Below are 17,530 nucleotides of genomic sequence, written 5' to 3'. Positions count from 1 at the left end.
CTTAGCACATTATTGAATTATTAACGAACTATTGTTATATAATATAACGATTAAATGGCTAATCTATTTTGTTGTCTGTCAATTAAATATTGATATCTATCCAAAACTTCTACAACTATGTCATTCCAAGAGCACACCAGAGTCTCCGCGGCTGCCGTATAGTTCATCTGCATCAACTCCCGAGATTGCATACTTCCGAAGAAGGTAATCATTTTTCCGATAAGAGCATATTAGAATACGATTAGAATAATGATGTTAGAATACGATTAGAGCCCTATTCCAAAATCGGAATCTCGGAATAGGGCTCAGAAACATAAAATCAAAATCTAGAATATCGGCTGACCTACGCAACCATTTGGCGCCTGCACATGAAGCAGGGCGGCGATGGTTGGCACAATATCGGTCATGAATGTCTGCCTGGTGGTTGCACCGTGCTGGATTCCACAACCCATGAAAATCAAAGGAATGTGGGTGTCGTATGGGTTCCACTCACCATGATCGGTTCCCTTCATGCCGTGGGCATAGAAATTCGGCTTCAATACGATAGCCACATCACCGCTTCGCTCACGGTTGTAACCATTCACGATGCGCATCTTCACATCCTCAGGAATGCTCTCGGTCATCGTCTTCTCCATATCGCAGGCATACTGCACGCAACAGTCTTCCTTCAACACGTCCACCACGCTCTGCTTGATCTTGGCGAAATCCAACTTGTTTTTCTTGATGATGTTACGGTTGAAAAACACCTGATAGTTCATCACGGTCTTCACCAGATTGCCCACGTTAGGATACTCCTGAGCCAGGGTCTGATTCAGTTTCTCAGCCACCGCATCACCATCCCAATTACCCGCTGGAATGCGGCAGTCTTGCAGGAAACGGGCGTTGTTCATCGCTCCATGGTCGGCACTCAAGAAAACCAGATAATTTCCTTTGCCCACCTTCTCATCGAGATAAGAAAGGAAATCGGCTATCGCCTTGTCCAGACGCAGATAAGTATCCTCGGTCTCTACCGCATGAGTTCCCACCTGATGACCGATATAATCCGTGCTTGAGCAGCTTACTGCCAGCAAGTCGGTTTCATCATCTGCACCCAACTGCTCGCCGTCTATCGCCGCCTTTGCCAATTCAATCGTCAGCGAATTGCCGAAAGGAGTTTTGCGGATAATGCTGTAACCATATTTCTTATAAAGGGCTGGAAGATTGAGCGGCAGCGTAGCCTTCATGCCCTTGCGGATGCCATCCTCATACTCGTTCTCATCTTCCGTACTTTCAACGTAAGTATTCTCAGGATAGAGTGTGTTCCATTTTTCCGAGAGATAACGCTCTGGCAGATGCTGGTTGTTGAACGCGTCCACCCACTTCGGCAACTGGTTTATATAATAAGAACTGGTGATAAACTTTCCGCTCTCATCATCAAACCAGTAGGCACCGTTCGGATTATGACCTGCAGGAAGAATGGAAGCACGGTCTTTCAATGCCACTCCCACTACCTTGGCTCTGCCGTTGGATGCAATCTTCATCTCATCTCCGAGAGTCGTAACCCAGAGGTTTCTAGGCGACATCAAGCCCGCCTTGCTGTTGGAACCCACCGGCTTCACGGTTTCATCATCCGTGCAATACACCTTCTTGCCATTCTTCACAAAATTGTTTCCGGCGATTCCGTGGATAGAAGGCACACTGCCTGTATAGAGACAAGTATGACCGATGGCGGTAACCGATGGAACATACGGAATACGGGTGTTTTCACAAGAGAAGCCCTCGTTGAGCAGTCGCTTGAATCCACCTTCACCATAGCGCTTCTGATAGCGATAGAGATAATCCCATCGCATTTGGTCAACCACGATGCCCACTACCAGTTTGGGGCGCTGAACGTTAGAAACATTCACCTGTTGGGCAGCAGCAGAGCCGCATCCCAGAAATGCCAACGCAATAAAACTAAATACCTTATTCATTTCTTTCTTCAAAAATACTGTAATACTTTTTACCGCTGCAAAGGTATTTAAAGGATGTTGCCATCGTGTTACAAAGAAATGAAAGAAGAGTGAAAGCATTGCCTTTTTACAAAAAGATTTTAAAAATGGGACTGAATAAGACAAGGTAACGATATTTTTATTATATTTGCAGTATTATTGCAAAACTAACAGATTTACGATATGAAAAAACTACTCTTATCCATCGCCTTTCTGCTCCCTGGTATGGGAATGATGGCGCAGACTCAGGTTACGACTGCCGAAGGTATCCTCGAAGGAAAAGATCTCTCAGGCATCACAGTATTCAAGGGTATTCCGTTCGCTGCCCCTCCGGTAGGAAATCTCCGCTGGAAGGCTCCGCAGCCTGTACAGAAATGGCAGGGCGTTCGCGAGGCCAAGGAGTTCGGACCGAACCCGATGCAGGAACCTCTCTTCGGCGATATGAACTTCGGTGCGAAGACCAACAGCGAGGATTGCCTCTACCTTAATATATGGACACCGGCAAAGACCATGAAGGAGCATCTGCCGGTACTCATTTATTTCAACGGCGGAGGACTGATGGCGGGTAGCGGAAGCGAACCTCGATATGCGGGCGATGCGATGGCACGCAAGGGCATCATCTCCATCACAGCCAACTATCGTGAGGGCATCTTCGGATTCTTCGCCCACCCACAGCTCTCTAAGGAAACATCCTACAAGGGTTCCGGCAACTATGGATTCATGGACCAGGTGGCTGCCATCCAGTGGGTAAAGGATAACATCGAGGCTTTCGGCGGCGACCCTAACCGCATCACCATCGTAGGCGAATCGGCAGGTTCCATGTCGGTCAGCGCCCTGATGGCTTCCCCTCTCTGCCAGGGACTCTTTGCCCAGGCAATGGGTTCCAGCGGTTCTGTAATGGGATTCAAGAAGGTGGCTACCCAGAAGGAGGCCGAGGAGAAAGGCGTGCAGCTTGCCCAGAAAATAGCAGAGAAGATGGGTAAGGAAACGGGCAAGAAGGTGAAAAAGAACGTAGGAATGAAGAATCTCAACGAGCTTCGTGCCCTGCCTGCCGAGAAATTGATGAAGCTGGCGGAAGTAAGAGCGGTTCCTGTCTATAATATCGACGGATATTTTATGAAAGAACAGCCTGTAGAGGTATTTGCCAAGGGCGAACAGACCAAGGTGCCTCTGCTTATCGGCGGCAACAACCAGGAGATGACTCCTGCAGCCGTATTGATGGGCAAGCAGCCAACCGTTGAGAATCTGAAAGCTGGCGCCAAGGCTACTTTTGGGGAAGAGAACATCGATGAACTCTTCCGCCTCTACGGCATCAACAGCGATAAGGATGTATTGGAGCAGCCGGGTGTGAACCTAGCTTCGGATATCTTCCTCGATTATTCTACATGGAAGTGGGGCAACATGCACAAGCTGACCGGCGGACAGCCTGTTTACCGCTACCGCTATTGCCATCCTCGTCCTGCTATGGCCATCAAGGGTAAGGTGGCTGCATTGGCTGGCGGCGTGGTAGATGCCAAGGAAGATGCGGTTCCTGCGCCACAAGACAAGGGAGCCGTTCATTCTGCCGACATCGAGTATGCAATGGGTACATTGCCAACCAACCGCGTGTTCAACTGGCAGCCGGAAGATTATATGATCAGCGACATCTTCAGCCAGTATTACGTCAATTTCGTAAAAACCGGCAATCCGAATGGTCTGGGTCTGCCTGAGTGGCCATCCACCAACGGCAAGGCAGTAGCCCCTGTGCTTCAGATAGACGTAAATACCGTCGTAAAAACTGATGCCCAGATGGAGAAGCGCTATGATTTCATAGACAAACTGTTTTGGGAGAAGAAATAATTCTCTAATTACATTGAATCAATCGGAATACAGATTTCATTGAATAAACCAAAAATAGAGATGTTTCAGAAATTCATTATCAACAGAGACGGAGTACTGAAGTTCGGGCGTGTCTACCTGCACCGTGACATGCTGTCACCCGGCGAGCAATGCACCTACGGGGGCGGTTTGTGGAAGATAGATGAAGGCAGAGGCGCCATCGTGCTCTACGGCAGAAGTTTCGACTTCGGTCCTCCCGATTTCGACTTTGTGAAACAGATAGACTGGACGGGCTTGGGCGGCACCCCTCGCCCGCTCTTCTATCTGCCTCATTGGCCTAGCGAAGAAGAGATTGTGCCAGTCATCATCAATTAAGAAAATAGTATAATATTCTATAATTTTCTGTGTAAAACTTGCGGATAACAGAATAAAACACTATTTTTGCGAAGAGAAATCCTTCTCGGGGAAAGTGCTCCCTAAGAGAAGAGATTCCGTAAATAAGTAACAATTAAAAAGCAGTATAGTATGAAAAAGAAATTAGTTTTGACTGCAGCCGTTATCGCTGCATTGTCAGTTGTCTCTTGCAATGGCAAGAAGACAAATAGCCAGGGGGCTGATCAGGATAGCCTCAGCTATGCAGAAAATGATTCGCTCAATTCCAACGATGTCATTCTCGATTCCATCGCCGGCACCTACGAGGGAACTCTCCCTGCTGCCGACTGTCCGGGCATCAAGACCGTTTTGACGCTCAACGCCGACAGCACCTATCAGTACTCAGCCGACTATCTGGAGCGCAAGGATGGTCACGACGAAGCGAGCGGTATCTTCAAGGTATTGGCTAACAACGTGGTAGAAATCACCCGTCCATCGAGCGGCGAGACATCTTACTACAAGGTAAAGGATGCCAACAGCCTCATCATGACCGATTCGCTGGGCAATGAGCCTGAAGGCGCCATGGCTAAGCACTATGTGCTGACTAAGAAAAGGTAAAAGAGCCTTTAAAAGGTAAAAGGGTAAAAAGAGCCCCCTAGCTTAACATTCCGCTAGGCTCTTTTTACCTTTTTACTTTTTTACCTTTTTACCCTTTTATCTTTAAAACGCCTGTTTTGTCGGTTCTCACAGCGCCATTATTACAAACCTGTTACATTCCTGCCTTTCAAGTTAAAATCAATTAAGTTTTGCACCGGAACCTTCGCTATTCCAGATATTTTTCCTAATTTTGCGCCCACATTTCTAAAGGATGAAATGATTGGTAAGATTCAACGATAAATAAGGTGTTATATACTGAATAGATTAAGGAAAAAGAAAAATGGAACATGTTTTTACAGAATCGATGTTTTTGGTGGGATTCGTGATTTTCATCGCCGCCATACTCGTATTAGACATGCTGGTCATCGACCGAAAGGCGCATGTGGTTTCTATCAAGGAAGCCGGTTCATGGACGGCTGTATGGATTATTCTCGCGCTCGCCTTCGCCGTATTCATCTATTTTCATGGCGACATGGTGCACGGCATAGAGAACTTCGACGACCTGAAGCTGATAGCCTCGCGCTATGCTTCGCATCTCAAACTGGACCCGAACGACTATGAGGGGAGTCTGCAGCAATACCGGCACTATATGACCATCTCCTACATCTCGGGTTATCTGATAGAGAAAACGCTCTCGGTAGATAATCTCTTCGTGATGATGATGATTTTCACCTCGTTCGGAGTAAACAAGAAAGATTACCAGCACGTACTGAACTGGGGTATTCTGGGAGCCATCGTGCTGCGCTTCGTCTTCATCTTTGCGGGTGCTGCGCTCATCAGCCGGTTCGCCTGGATATTGCTTGTATTCGGAGGATTCCTGGTTTACAGCGGTGCCAAGATGTTCCTCAACAGAAACAAGAAGGAAGAGATCAATGCCCTGGAGCATCCGGTAGTGAAGTTCATGCAGAAGCGCCTGCATCTGGGTCCGCTGGTGATGACGGTGGTGTTCATCGAGTTCTGCGACCTGATTTTCGCCTTCGACAGCATCCCAGCGGTATTCTCGGTATCGCTCGACCCGTTCGTGGTGTTCTTCTCGAATATCTTCGCCATCCTGGGCTTGCGTGCCCTCTTCTTCCTGCTGGCAGCGATAGCAGATAAGTTCCGCTATCTGAAGGTGGGTGTAAGTGTGCTGCTGGTGTTCATCGGTGTGAAGATGCTCATCCACGATTTCTTCGAGATTGATGCAGTCAGTTCGCTGGTATTCATCATCCTCGTACTGCTCGTCAGCATCGGGGCTTCGGTGGTGATTCCGCAGAAACAGGAAGCGTTGGAAAATACGAAATAAGCAAACCATTCGTAAAGGAGATTATCATCAGGTAATCTCCTTTCAGGAAAACATAAAAAGGGCGATTGCTATTCCCCACGCAAGGGATAAGCAATCGCCCTTATCTTTTATGAACTTAGTTTAGAAAGAAGAGCAAATGAATTGGCTTTCCTTTCGGCCGCCGAACTTTGTTTCTTCACTCTTCCCTCTTCACTCAATTTACTTCCAAGGATTCTCTGTTGGGTAAGGCAGACTAGCTGGCTGGTTGTAAGCGATATCCTTGATGCCGAGATACTTGAATACCTCGAACAAGGTCTTACCTACGTGAGAGAATGCTACGGCTCCGTGGTGTGGATAACCCTTCTGAATCAATACGTGACGATAGAAGCGGCCCATCTCGTTGATGGCGAAGATACCGATACCACCGAATGAACGGGTAGGAACATCGAGAACCTCACCCTCTGCGATGTAGCTGCGGAGGTTGCCCTCAGAATCGCATTGCAGACGGTAGAATGTGATGTCAGAAGCTGCGATATCACCCTCCAAAGTACCACGGGTGAAGTCTGGTTTACCACCATTCTCCAACAAACGGTTTTGGATGAGCTGATACTTAATCTTACGGCTTGAGCACATCTTGCACTGTGGAGTGTTACCGCAGTGGAAGCCCATGAAGGTATCAGTCAACTTATAATCGTACTTGCCCTTGATGTCCTCATCATAGATATACTGAGGAACTGAGTTGTTGATATCGAGCAATGTAACGGTATCGTCAGAAGCACACATACCGATGTACTCAGAGAGCGCACCATAGACATCTACCTCGCAAGCTACAGGAATGCCACGGCTAACGAGACGGCTGTTTACATAGCAAGGCTCGAAACCGAACTGGCTTGGGAATGCAGGCCAGCACTTGTCAGCGAATGCTACATACTGGCGAGAACCCTTGTGAGCCTCTGCCCAGTCGAGCAATGTCAACTCAAACTGTGCCATTCTGCGGCTGAGGTCAGGATAGTAGCAGCCTTCGCCCATCTCCTTGGCCATATCAGCGCAAACCTCGTCGATACGTGGGTCGTTCTCGTGCTCCTTGTAAGCTACGAGAAGGTCAAGCTCTGAGTTCTCCTCAATCTCTACACCGAGTTCGTACAAGCCCTTGATTGGAGCGTTGCAAGCGAAGAAGTCCTGTGGACGTGGACCGAAGGTGATAATCTTCAAACCCTTCAAACCGAGGATAACGCGAGCTACTGGTACGAAGTCCTGAATCATCTTAGCTACGTCCTCTGCTGTACCTACAGGATACTCAGGGATGTAACCCTTCAGGTGGCGCATGCCGAGGTTGTAAGAGCAGTTGAGCATACCGCAGTAAGCGTCGCCACGACCATTGATCATGTCGCCGTCACCCTCTGCAGCTGCAACAAACATACAAGGACCATCGAAGTTCTTTGCAATCAAAGTCTCAGGAGTCTCAGGACCGAAGTTACCGAGGAATACAACCAAAGCGTTGCAGCCCTGCTCTTTCACTTCGCCCAAAGCCTTGAGCATATCTTTCTCGTTCTCAACTGTAGTCTGGCAGTTGAAGATTTCACCCTTGTACTCTTTTACGATGTTCTCACGGCGCTGAGTAGAAAGCGCGATTGGAAAACAGTCACGGCTAACGGCAATAATACCGAGCTTTACTTGTGGAATGTTGTTGCTTACCATAATTAGTTTATTACTTAAGTTTTTGTATAAATTGCTTATATTTATTGATTCTTTTCTAATTGTTCGGCTGACAATTATTCATTGTTCCGAGCACAAAGGTACAAATATATTTTGTATCACCAAGCGTTTTAAGGAATTTTTAATTCAAAAAAATGGCGCAAAACCGAAATTCTGCGCCAAATGTAACATATGATAAAGTTCTTGATACATTTCATACATGTCTCTATTATCATCTGATACCCCTTTTCTGCCTTAACATCTTCTTTAATATCTTCGCAGCGGGCGGTACCGGATGGTGTAAATCTGATTGAAGTACTCCTTCCAGCTGTTCGACTCCTTGTCGTCATCACGCACGATACGGATGCCGTAGAATCGGGTACCCGTCTCCTTGTATTCCCGGAATCTCGACAACAGCTGCTGTGGCGGATCTGGAATCAGGAAGTCGGTAATCCAAAGCACATCGGCATTCACGTAATGGAGTCCGTCGTTGTCGAGAAGGTCGAACATCTGGGTCATCATCTTCTTTGCCGATGTTCCGCCTCCAATAAATGGAAGGTGGGTTGTGGTAGGCTGCCGCCGGATGCCTCGCCCGGTATGCGCCTGTCCATCTCCGTCGGACGGAGCTGCATCTGCTTCGGCTGATTCCATCATAGTGATTCCTATTCTCTTCAGGCGCTCTGCCTTGCGCTTCGCCATCAGGTCGATGGCACAGGTACTGACGGAGAAATCTATCAGGAAGCAGTCTCGCTCCAAATCTTCTGCCGTTTCTTCCAGCAGAGAGATGAGTGTAGAGGATATCCTCTCGGGCGTGCCATACATACTGGCTGAGGTGTCCAGACAGACGATCATCGGACCCTTGCGGGAGGCATGGGTAAAGCCGAGTTTGCGGGATGGTTTCGACATTTCGCTCTTATAACGGAAGGTCTGGAGTCTTCGCGTGCGATACTTATAGATAAAGAGGCCCTCCATATCCTCGTCACTGTACTGTGCCAGTTCGAGCGGGAGAAGGGAGTTGAGATCATCGCCCACGGTAATGCCCTCGATATCGCTACCCGCTGAATGCTCCATCTTCATCTCTACGCCCGATGCGATGGTGAGCCGGTCTTTGCCGTTGGCATCGGCTACTCGTCCCATCTTCGCCACAATTTCCTTGATTTCGGGATATTTGTCCTGAATCTTCACCTGGTTCAGACGGCGTTCAAACTCCGTTTCGGTCCATCCGTTCGTCATCAGTTCCCAGGCTTGTACGGCGCGCTGTTCCGAAACGCCCTTCGTCTTCATGTTGCGGGTTATCTGGTCCATCATGCGCACCAGTCCTGTTTCGAAGTTGTTCTGACGCAGGGAGATGAAGTCCTTCAGTTTGTTCAATACCTGATGGTCGATGCAGACCTTCCAGTCTCTTACCAGCCTTTCCCAGTTTTCGGGTTTCGAAGCCCCGTCTCCAGTCATCAGCTTGAGGAAGAAAGGCTTATCGAACCCATCTTCAGCATGTTCCTGTTCCAGCTGGTCGAGCAAAGGGAGCCACACCAGTTCATCCATCCGCTTGAAGGGAGCCCAATCGAGCACATCATCAGCCCGATGACTCTCGGTCCAGGCACGCTGGCGCTGGAACCGCATGTGGTGGACGCATTCCACGATGAATTTTCCCACACTATCATAGAACACCTTGCTCTTAATCTTGCTGTTCACCACCTGTCGCACGAATTTCTGCACATCTTCGCCAGTTTCTTCTATGGTTACTTTCAGGGTAAAGAGATGAATGAGATAATCCTTCAGTGGGTCTTCCTTCAAATTCCAAGGCATGGCGGTGCCTGTCGGATCAGGAATCTTCACCTGTCCCGACTTGCAGAAGTCATCCAGCATCTTCAAGTAATACTGTGCCTCCGCCAAGTCCTTGTTATTCTGGTATTTCATAGGAGTAAATCCTTATTTTTTCTCCATCAGATATGCTGCGAAGATTCTTGCAGCACTCTCTACTTTGGCTGCGCAAGGACGAGACTTGTAATATTCTGCCGTTCTTGCCGAAGCCACATAGCTGGACTGCGCTTTCTCGTGGCCCTTCAAGCCGAGGATTTCGGCACAGATGATGCTACCGTTCTGCTCTTTCGATTTAGCAAGCAAATCCTGCACCACCTTATAGCATGCCGACTTGCCCTCACGGTCATCCCCCTCGGTCTGTCCGCAATCCAAGCCAACGAGCACCACGATTCCCGAAACAGCACCACACATCATTCTCATTCTGCCTACTCCACCACCGAAGCCGGCACCAATGCGCTTCGCCATCTCATCATCAAGACCATATAAATCGGCAAAGGCAGCCACTACCGACTGGCAGCAGCCATAGCCCTGCATAAAGTTATCCACAGCCTGGTGAACACGCGCCTCCAACTCTGGAGTCAATATTTTCTGTTCATTCATCATGTTTAGAGTCTTCTATATATAATAATGTAATAGGAGGCGATTAAACCTCATAAAGTTTCATCGTATCCTGACGGGTAAACGCCAGCTCCTTATAGAAATCGCGGAGATAAGCCGATATTTCCGCCTTATCATCAGCAGATGCGAAGAGATTCTCGCCCAACTGCCTTTCCAGCGAGCTCAAGCCATCCGAAAGGTTTTCTATCTCTCCCTCGTAATCCCTTCCATCCTCAGGATTCCTGCGTACACGATGATATTTGATGTCCTCAGCAAGCGCATTCTTCATCTCCACGAGTTTATCTGCAAAAGGAGAAAAGAGGGCACGGATCACGATGTTTCGGATAGCATCCCGCTCTTCCGGCTCCTGCCACAGACAATGGTAGATAGGAAGCAAATCGCAGATATCCACCTCTTCCCTATCCTGCATAAAGGCAGAAGTGCGAAGCAGGCGGACGATATTCTTCCATCTTCGGTCACTCACATAGATGTTTCTGCGCTCGGCAGCCTCATCCACATTCACGGCTCTCAGAGATTTACGGATAGCGGAAATTGCATCGAGCACCTCCTCCTTCACGCCAATCTTACAGATTTTCTCCGCCCATTCAGCATACTCCTCAGCAGTAATCTTCAAATCAGAAAAATCTGCGGAATCAGATTTCCCCATAGAACCAGAAGAATCTGTGGAATCTGTGAAATCTGTGGGACCTAAGAAATCCGTGGGAGCCTCCAGCAGCATCGCCCGGAAATTCTTCTCCAGCTTTATCGGTCGGCTTTCTATTCTGATAACGAATCGGTCCCAGAGCGCCTCCAGTCCTTCTCCCTTAGCCGGCAACTCATTACTTGCAGCCACGAGAAGCTTCAGAGGAAGATGCATTTCCCGATTGCCGTTTCTGAAGATTTTCTCGTTAATCACCGTAAGGAGCGTGTTCTGGATAGCAGGTCCCGCCTTCCAGATTTCATCCAGGAAAACCACATCGGCAGTAGGCAGATAACCCTCCACCGCACGCTCGTAAGTATCCGAAGTCTTCAGTTTCTGAATGCTCACCGGACCGAAGATTTCATCGGGTGTAGAGAATCGCGACATCAGATACTCAAAGCTCTGAGCCTCCCTGAATGCCGTCTTCAACTGTCTGGCCACCATACTCTTTGCCACACCCGGAGGTCCCAGCAGGATGATACTCTCACCTGCCAGAGCTGCCAGGAGCGAGAGCGATATCTCCGTCTCCTTCTCATAAATGCCCCGGTTCATCTCACCGAGTAATTGTTTGAATCTTTCAAGCATATTCTTACTTTTCTATTCAGAATCGTATAAAGACGAAAAGAAGTTAAGAGATAAAATTCATTATCCCTTAACTTCCTCATATTCTTTTATATAAATAAGGTATGGCTTACTTTACGTTGCCCACCTTAATCAAGTACTCAGCAATCTGAACAGCGTTCAGGGCAGCACCCTTACGAATCTGGTCACCGGTCAACCACAATGTGTTACCATTGTCATCAGCCAGATCCTTGCGGATACGACCTACATATACATCGTCCTTACCGGCACTCTCCAATGGCATTGGATAAACGTAGTTCTGGGCATCATCCTTTACGGTTACGCCTGGAGCAGCCTCCAAAGCCTTGCGGATGTCCTCTACTGCCAATGGCTTCTCTGTCTCGAACCAAACACTCTCTGAGTGAGAACGGAGTGAAGAAACGCGAACGCAGGTAGCACTGGTGCGAACATCAGAGTGCATAATCTTGCGGGTCTCGTTATACATCTTCATCTCCTCCTTGGTGTAATCGTTAGGAGTCATCTTGTCAATCTGTGGAATGACATTATATGCCAACTGATGAGGGAACTTATTGATATGCTCAGTCTTACCGGTCTCGATGATATCCTTATACTGCTGCTCAAGTTCAGCCATGGCAGCAGCACCAGCACCCGAAGCACTCTGATAAGAAGAGATATGAATCTTCTTGATATGGCTCAAGTTATCGATAGGCTTCAACACTACAACCATCATGATGGTGGTACAGTTAGGGTTGGCGATGATGTTGCGAGGGCGGTTCAGGGCATCCTCAGCATTTACCTCAGGCACAACCAGAGGCACGTCGTCGCACATACGGAATGCGCTAGAGTTATCAATCATCACGGCACCATACTTGGTGATAGTCTCGGCAAACTCCTCTGAAGTGCCGCCACCAGCAGATGTGAAAGCAATATCGACATCTTTAAAGTCATCGTTATGCTGCAAAAGTTTGACCTCATAGTCCTTTCCCTTGAAGTTGTATTTTCGTCCGGCAGAACGCTCAGAACCAAACAACACCAAATCATCCATAGGGAAATTTCTCTCAGCAAGGATACGCAGGAATTCCTGTCCTACTGCGCCACTTGCACCAACAATTGCTACTTTCATAATCGAATCTTTTAATTTATAAAGTTGTTATAAGTGTAAACTGTGGAAGAGAAAGCCAGCCTCCTTATCATCTTCATGATTCCTCATTTTCTGATAGCCGGGAACCGCTTATTTTCTCAAATCCGCTGCAAAGTTAAGACTTTTTCTACAATATCAAGCATAAATTCCCAAAAATTATTGCTTTTTGCTGCAAATTTATCATTTTTGCTTACTTTTCTGCAAGAATATGCAAAAAATTGGAGAAAAATAGTTGCAATTACGTTTGGCAGTTCAAAAGAAGAATGCAAGCATCCTCATAAGAAATATCAGGAAATCGTGCCTTGGATTATATTCAAGGCACGATAGAGTGCTGGAAAATTGAATTATCTCTCTTAATGAGTCATAATCATCCCCAAAGAGTTCTTGCAATCCTCGCACAACCCATGTTTCATGTAGAAGGTATTCTTGCCATGGGCATCCTGCATCAGGCACTTCAGGGCATTCTTCTTGCAATGCGGCAAGCCACGAGAATGCAGGAATTCATGGATTGTTACTTTCCATAAGTCATCCTTTCGTTTCAATCGGAAGGTTGAAACCACACAGGCGTCACCTGGCCGGAAACTCAATCCCATAATTCCATAGTTGTATTGTCCATGAATAGAAGTAGAGATGTCTCGATGCGTCAAACCTATCGTTACGATTTCATCATTACCTCCATGCTCTTCATGCAACATTTTCAGGATCCCCCCAGCCCAATACCTGTTTCTTGGTTTATAGAAACATGAGGCAGGTATTTCTTTCTTGTCTCCAACAAATACAGATGCCTCCAACCAAGCCTTTGGTACCTTATTGAAAATGAAACCCAACTGCTTCACGAGTTCTTCTCTCAACTGTTCTGCCTCCTGATGTGAGAAATTTCCCAAAGGCTTTAACTCTATGACATAACCCAATGGAGGATCTGCAGGGAGACTATCTCCCATTCCCTCATTGTCATGACTCTGATTTCCATTGGAACAACCTGCTAAAAACAGGATTGAGATTCCAGCTATAAACAATAATAACTTCTTCATAGAATATTCTTTTTTATTTGTATTTTGCATAAATCAATACCGGTCTTCTCCTAGAAGATTCCTTGTATATCTGCATCACTTTCTCCACGCAGCTCCTTGATACAGTAAAGCAGCCACGGCTCTCTGTTCCCTGCGGAATATACTTCTTCTCACCGGAGAATCTTGTCACCTTGCCAGCAGAATGGATCAGGATGCCACGGGCTTCTGCCAGATAATTGCTCTTGTCGAGCCCTCGAAGGCGAACGCAGTTCTTGAACTTCATTCCACCTTTTCCTATCATGACATATCTTCCAAGACTCGTGCATCCGCTTCCAGGATTATTACTGAACTTTGGTTGGGCAGCCGTATTTCCTTTACCACTTCCATGCATGCAATAGCTGCTCATTACTCTTATGCCACGCTGCAAGTCATAGATAAAGAATCTCTTCTTGCCAGATGGTTTGGAGAAATCTACGAGGATATAGTAATCCGTACTGTATCCTCGTCTGTCGCAATAATCTCTTACTTGCGTCAGGTTCTCACAATCTACCTGATGGTACCACTCTTTAGCATCCACCGTATTCTTAAAAAACGATTTTGTGAACCTGTGATAAATAGGTGGAACGAAAAGAACACCGATGACAAGCAGAACCAGTATTCCCAATATAATCAATAACTTCTTCATAATAATGCAAAAGTAGAAAAAAATAAGCAAGTAATGATGCTATCCATACGTGGATTGTATCAAATACTCGCTTATGTGTATGAAATCATCAATGCCTATAGCATCAAATCCTTGATGGTTGTACCATTCATGAATCTGCTTAAATCTACCCTTTCTCCAATACCATGCAAATGTCCGGTTTCGGAATACTGCCAGATATTGCACTTTCCTCTGCCGTCGATAGAGGGTTGTCTGGAGTTATAATTGGCGATGAAGAGATAATAACGATTGAACTTCGCCCCCATCTCCTTATTATAGAAGCTCTCGTTGCTATAGATGATAGGATACTTGCCATAGTGTTTCTTCACCAAGTCAGCAAACACCTGTATGCTATCCTGCAGCTGTCGTCCCTTCCATCTTCCCTGGATGCCTTTCTCCTCCACATCCAATACAGGAATCAAGTCCTGCTCACTCTTCTTCACCATCTTTTGGAAATCCCGGAACTGAGCAGTTACTGAAGAGCCGGCAGACATAAGATGATAAGATCCCACCTTCAACCCATATTTACGAGCCAGTCTGATATTTCGGCGATAATGTCGATCCACATATCCCTTACCATGTGTAGCTCTGATATAAACGAACTTGATTCGCTTATTCTTCGCTATTTCCTTCCACTTGATAACTCCATTGTGTTTCGACACATCAATGCCGTCATATCCGCCATGCGTATAAGGTTGCCCTTTCAATCTATCAACGAACACATCAGAATAATAAGATGAAGCGATGCCCACCCATCGCTTCACCTTATATGGCGACACCACATACATGATTCCCAGACCAATACCAGCCAAAACGACCAGACTGCCTAAAGAAACCAAAGTATATTTTAATCCTTTCTTCATTACATTTTATCTTTTAGTTGTTTTTAGGGGGACAAAGATAATGAATTTATCCGAAACAGCATAGAAAGTTGGGGGATAATTGTATGAAATGGGGGGGGCTGGAAGTACCAAATGACAAAACGGATGCTTGACCACACCATTGTTCCAAGATTCCCACTTGGATTTCTTTTTGAATCAATCAAAGGATATTCACCATTTTATTACTGGCATATTCCCATCAAACTTACCCCACATTACGGGATGTTGACGATTCCCTGATGCTTCTACTACTCCCTGATGTACGAAGTTATAAATTTCCTTAGCCGTGATAACTCTATCCTTGTTTGTATCAGCACCACCTCGCAAGCCACGTTCCAAGAACACAGTAAACAGGCTATTCTTGAAACCTGTCTGTCTTGGAGTTTCTAAGGATTTCTCCGTTGAACGAGAAGAAAGGAAGAACATCACATTCTCTTTAGAATAGTTAGTATTCCGCTTATTCGTATTTCTCATTTTCCCTGCAAAGCAAGCATCCACGAATATCATTTTCTGCTGAGCTTTACTCTGTCTCATAATGCTCAATACAGAAGAGTAATACAAAAATCCATCGTAACACACCAATCCACCAGGCACACCATGACCACTAAAGTATAGGATAATAGCATCTGATGGCGAAGCCTTGGCAAATGTATTACGCATTGCCGTACATACCTTTTTGATCGTAACGTCTGAATTGACAAAACAATCAACCGTAGCATTACCATTCTTGGTAAAGATGCCCGATATGGTCATGGCATCATTCGCACTTACCCGAAGATCGTTCTGACGACCGGGATAATCGGCAATACCAACACACACGATATAGGTTCTTGCTTGCAAAAACAAAATGCCAAACAAAAACATGGCTATTATGGATAAAATTCGTTTCATAACAAACTCATTATTATTAGCGAGCAGAATGATAAATAACAATTCTGCCCGCTATTCTTACTAATCACAAACAGGTCTTATTGAACGCAGAGTCTGAATTGGCTCATACGTCAAAGCAGAATCTTCTTCATTAAAATAAAGATAATAGGCATTCACGTAATGAGCTCTGCTAGAACTCCAATAATATTCAAATGATTTTTTTCTATTTTAACCTAAAAACTACAGGTACACTATATCTTACTCGCACGCACTCTCCATTTTGCTTACCCGGAATCCACTTAGGCATAGATTCTACTACACGCATAGCTTCTCTGTCTAGAGCTGGATCTGCAGATATAGCAACTTTCACATGAGAAATGCCTCCATCATTTTCAACCACAAAGCTGATAATCACCCTACCTTGAACACCATTTTCCTGTGCTTCAATCGGATATTGAATATTATTGCCAAGATACTGCATCAAGGCGCTTTGTCCTCCAGGAAATGAAGGCATCTCTTCAACGACATCATATACTTTTTCCTGCGATTCTTGGGATGTATTATAGCTCAGCTGTTTGTCATTTACATCTTGTTCAGCACCTTGCTTTTGAACACTTTCTTGTACAGTTGTTTCAATATTTGGTACTGTCTTTTCTATTGCCTCATTATTACCTTGACATTTCATAAAAGCATAAACACAACCAATTACGAGAACAGCCAGTATCGCCAGAAAGATCCTTCTAGAATTTGATAGATTGTCGTCTTCATCGACATATTCCACATTTTCTTCCTTCTTTGGGACAACTATCGTCTGTTCATGAGTATCAACAAGATTGCTAGAAAGCTTTTGAGGCAAGACTTGTGTTTTCTCTTGATTAGTCAATACTTCTGAGGCGATAGTAGGCATCGTACTATTCATCAACTTCAAAAATTCAGATACAGTCTGCACTCTATCCTTCTTTCGAGGATTCATACCTTGCTCTATAGCGTGCCAAACAGTATCAGAAATACCAATAGGCTTATCTCCTATTCCTTCATTCAAGACAATACTAGCTTCAGGAGGATTCTTACCAGTAAGCAAATAGAACAAAGTTGCAGCAAGACCATAAACATCTGTTGCAGGAGAGAAATCCTGCAAACTCTGTTGGTACTGTTCCAAAGGAGCATAGCCAGCACTAATTCCTACGGGAGTAGAACTAGTCTGATGCCCTTCTTCTGTATAGCCTTTTGAGATTCCAAAGTCAATAAGCATAGCACCACCTTTATCATCAAGCAGGATGTTACTTGGCTTTACATCATAATGACAAATATGCCTTTGGTGCATATACTCCAATGCCGAACCTATTTGTTGGATATACTTAATGGCTATTGTCTCATCCAAAGCACCATGCTGCTTCACATAATCAGTCAACGAGCCACCACTCAAATATTGCATCACATAATAGACCG

The 17,530-nt window shown here is 45.9% G+C and carries 14 protein-coding genes and 3 pseudogenes; 5 read left to right on the top strand and 12 right to left on the bottom strand.

What is annotated here, in order from left to right; genetic code table 11:
- Positions 1–326: 326 nt before the first annotated feature.
- Positions 327–1,952 carry an alkaline phosphatase PafA gene (pafA, locus tag DWV53_RS13605; RefSeq protein WP_118154945.1) on the bottom strand — a complete coding sequence of 542 codons (1,626 nt, stop codon included), beginning with the start codon at positions 1,950–1,952 and terminating at the stop codon, positions 327–329.
- A gap of 201 nt (positions 1,953–2,153) precedes the next feature.
- On the opposite strand from pafA, the gene DWV53_RS13600 reads away from it, so the two are divergent.
- From DWV53_RS13600 to DWV53_RS13585, 4 genes are all read left to right on the top strand, one after another.
- The gene (locus DWV53_RS13600; protein WP_181992507.1) at positions 2,154–3,809 is read left to right on the top strand and encodes a carboxylesterase/lipase family protein; all 1,656 of its coding nucleotides are present in this window, start codon (positions 2,154–2,156) and stop codon (positions 3,807–3,809) included.
- Positions 3,810–3,869: 60 nt separating this feature from the next.
- The gene (locus DWV53_RS13595) at positions 3,870–4,163 is read left to right on the top strand and encodes a hypothetical protein (RefSeq protein ID WP_117587460.1); all 294 of its coding nucleotides are present in this window, start codon (positions 3,870–3,872) and stop codon (positions 4,161–4,163) included.
- 150 nt (positions 4,164–4,313) lie between these two features.
- Positions 4,314–4,778 (top strand): copper resistance protein NlpE, encoded by a 465-nt coding sequence (locus tag DWV53_RS13590; RefSeq protein ID WP_006848274.1) that lies wholly within the window; start codon positions 4,314–4,316, stop codon positions 4,776–4,778.
- Between the two features lie 319 nt (positions 4,779–5,097).
- The gene (locus DWV53_RS13585) at positions 5,098–6,102 is read left to right on the top strand and encodes a TerC family protein (protein ID WP_118154936.1); all 1,005 of its coding nucleotides are present in this window, start codon (positions 5,098–5,100) and stop codon (positions 6,100–6,102) included.
- A 198-nt stretch (positions 6,103–6,300) separates the two neighbouring features.
- Here the strand turns inward: DWV53_RS13585 and DWV53_RS13580 are convergent, their stop codons facing one another.
- The 5 genes and pseudogenes from DWV53_RS13580 to DWV53_RS13560 form a co-directional block, all read right to left on the bottom strand.
- Entirely contained in the window at positions 6,301–7,779 is a 1,479-nt protein-coding gene (locus DWV53_RS13580; protein ID WP_022121670.1) for an L-fucose/L-arabinose isomerase family protein, read from the bottom strand.
- Between the two features lie 264 nt (positions 7,780–8,043).
- Positions 8,044–9,693, bottom strand: a complete 1,650-nt coding sequence (locus DWV53_RS13575) for a kinase (protein ID WP_118154933.1) — start codon at positions 9,691–9,693, stop codon at positions 8,044–8,046.
- A gap of 12 nt (positions 9,694–9,705) precedes the next feature.
- Positions 9,706–10,200 (bottom strand): C-GCAxxG-C-C family protein, encoded by a 495-nt coding sequence (locus DWV53_RS13570; RefSeq protein WP_118154930.1) that lies wholly within the window; start codon positions 10,198–10,200, stop codon positions 9,706–9,708.
- Between the two features lie 217 nt (positions 10,201–10,417).
- A pseudogene (locus DWV53_RS13565) lies at positions 10,418–11,479 on the bottom strand (AAA family ATPase); the annotation flags it as partial.
- Positions 11,480–11,585: 106 nt separating this feature from the next.
- Positions 11,586–12,599 (bottom strand): aspartate-semialdehyde dehydrogenase, encoded by a 1,014-nt coding sequence (locus DWV53_RS13560; protein ID WP_006848280.1) that lies wholly within the window; start codon positions 12,597–12,599, stop codon positions 11,586–11,588.
- A 42-nt stretch (positions 12,600–12,641) separates the two neighbouring features.
- On the opposite strand from DWV53_RS13560, the gene DWV53_RS13555 reads away from it, so the two are divergent.
- The gene (locus DWV53_RS13555) at positions 12,642–12,944 is read left to right on the top strand and encodes a hypothetical protein (protein WP_118154924.1); all 303 of its coding nucleotides are present in this window, start codon (positions 12,642–12,644) and stop codon (positions 12,942–12,944) included.
- 26 nt (positions 12,945–12,970) lie between these two features.
- On the opposite strand, the gene DWV53_RS13550 is transcribed toward DWV53_RS13555, so the two are convergent.
- The 6 genes and pseudogenes from DWV53_RS13550 to DWV53_RS16225 all read right to left on the bottom strand — a co-directional run.
- Positions 12,971–13,648, bottom strand: a complete 678-nt coding sequence (locus tag DWV53_RS13550; protein ID WP_118154921.1) for a hypothetical protein — start codon at positions 13,646–13,648, stop codon at positions 12,971–12,973.
- A gap of 13 nt (positions 13,649–13,661) precedes the next feature.
- Positions 13,662–14,312, bottom strand: coding sequence for a murein L,D-transpeptidase catalytic domain-containing protein (locus DWV53_RS13545; RefSeq protein ID WP_118154918.1), 651 nt, complete (start codon positions 14,310–14,312; stop codon positions 13,662–13,664).
- Between the two features lie 95 nt (positions 14,313–14,407).
- Positions 14,408–15,193, bottom strand: coding sequence for a glycoside hydrolase family 25 protein (locus tag DWV53_RS13540; protein WP_118154915.1), 786 nt, complete (start codon positions 15,191–15,193; stop codon positions 14,408–14,410).
- Positions 15,194–15,382: 189 nt separating this feature from the next.
- Positions 15,383–16,102, bottom strand: a complete 720-nt coding sequence (locus DWV53_RS13535; protein WP_118154942.1) for a caspase family protein — start codon at positions 16,100–16,102, stop codon at positions 15,383–15,385.
- Positions 16,103–16,304: 202 nt separating this feature from the next.
- Positions 16,305–16,625: pseudogene (locus DWV53_RS16230) on the bottom strand (energy transducer TonB); the annotation flags it as partial.
- Positions 16,626–17,186: 561 nt separating this feature from the next.
- Positions 17,187–17,516 (bottom strand): annotated as a pseudogene (locus DWV53_RS16225) (protein kinase domain-containing protein); the annotation flags it as partial.
- Positions 17,517–17,530: the final 14 nt, after the last annotated feature.

This window comes from Segatella copri (assembly GCF_003465495.1).
Classification (GTDB): Bacteria; Bacteroidota; Bacteroidia; order Bacteroidales; family Bacteroidaceae; genus Prevotella; species Prevotella copri_G.
This window is presented reverse-complemented; position numbering and strand designations above follow the sequence as displayed.

Bases quoted from the DNA above. Each gene is read 5' to 3' on its own strand.
- pafA (WP_118154945.1), bottom strand. From the start codon at position 1,952: ATGAATAAGGTATTTAGTTTTATTGCGTTGGCATTTCTGGGATGCGGC.
- DWV53_RS13600 (WP_181992507.1), top strand. From the start codon at position 2,154: ATGAAAAAACTACTCTTATCCATCGCCTTTCTGCTCCCTGGTATGGGA.
- DWV53_RS13595 (WP_117587460.1), top strand. From the start codon at position 3,870: ATGTTTCAGAAATTCATTATCAACAGAGACGGAGTACTGAAGTTCGGG.
- DWV53_RS13590 (WP_006848274.1), top strand. From the start codon at position 4,314: ATGAAAAAGAAATTAGTTTTGACTGCAGCCGTTATCGCTGCATTGTCA.
- DWV53_RS13585 (WP_118154936.1), top strand. From the start codon at position 5,098: ATGGAACATGTTTTTACAGAATCGATGTTTTTGGTGGGATTCGTGATT.
- DWV53_RS13580 (WP_022121670.1), bottom strand. From the start codon at position 7,779: ATGGTAAGCAACAACATTCCACAAGTAAAGCTCGGTATTATTGCCGTT.
- DWV53_RS13575 (WP_118154933.1), bottom strand. From the start codon at position 9,693: ATGAAATACCAGAATAACAAGGACTTGGCGGAGGCACAGTATTACTTG.
- DWV53_RS13570 (WP_118154930.1), bottom strand. From the start codon at position 10,200: ATGATGAATGAACAGAAAATATTGACTCCAGAGTTGGAGGCGCGTGTT.
- DWV53_RS13560 (WP_006848280.1), bottom strand. From the start codon at position 12,599: ATGAAAGTAGCAATTGTTGGTGCAAGTGGCGCAGTAGGACAGGAATTC.
- DWV53_RS13550 (WP_118154921.1), bottom strand. From the start codon at position 13,648: ATGAAGAAGTTATTATTGTTTATAGCTGGAATCTCAATCCTGTTTTTA.
- DWV53_RS13545 (WP_118154918.1), bottom strand. From the start codon at position 14,312: ATGAAGAAGTTATTGATTATATTGGGAATACTGGTTCTGCTTGTCATC.
- DWV53_RS13540 (WP_118154915.1), bottom strand. From the start codon at position 15,193: ATGAAGAAAGGATTAAAATATACTTTGGTTTCTTTAGGCAGTCTGGTC.
- DWV53_RS13535 (WP_118154942.1), bottom strand. From the start codon at position 16,102: ATGAAACGAATTTTATCCATAATAGCCATGTTTTTGTTTGGCATTTTG.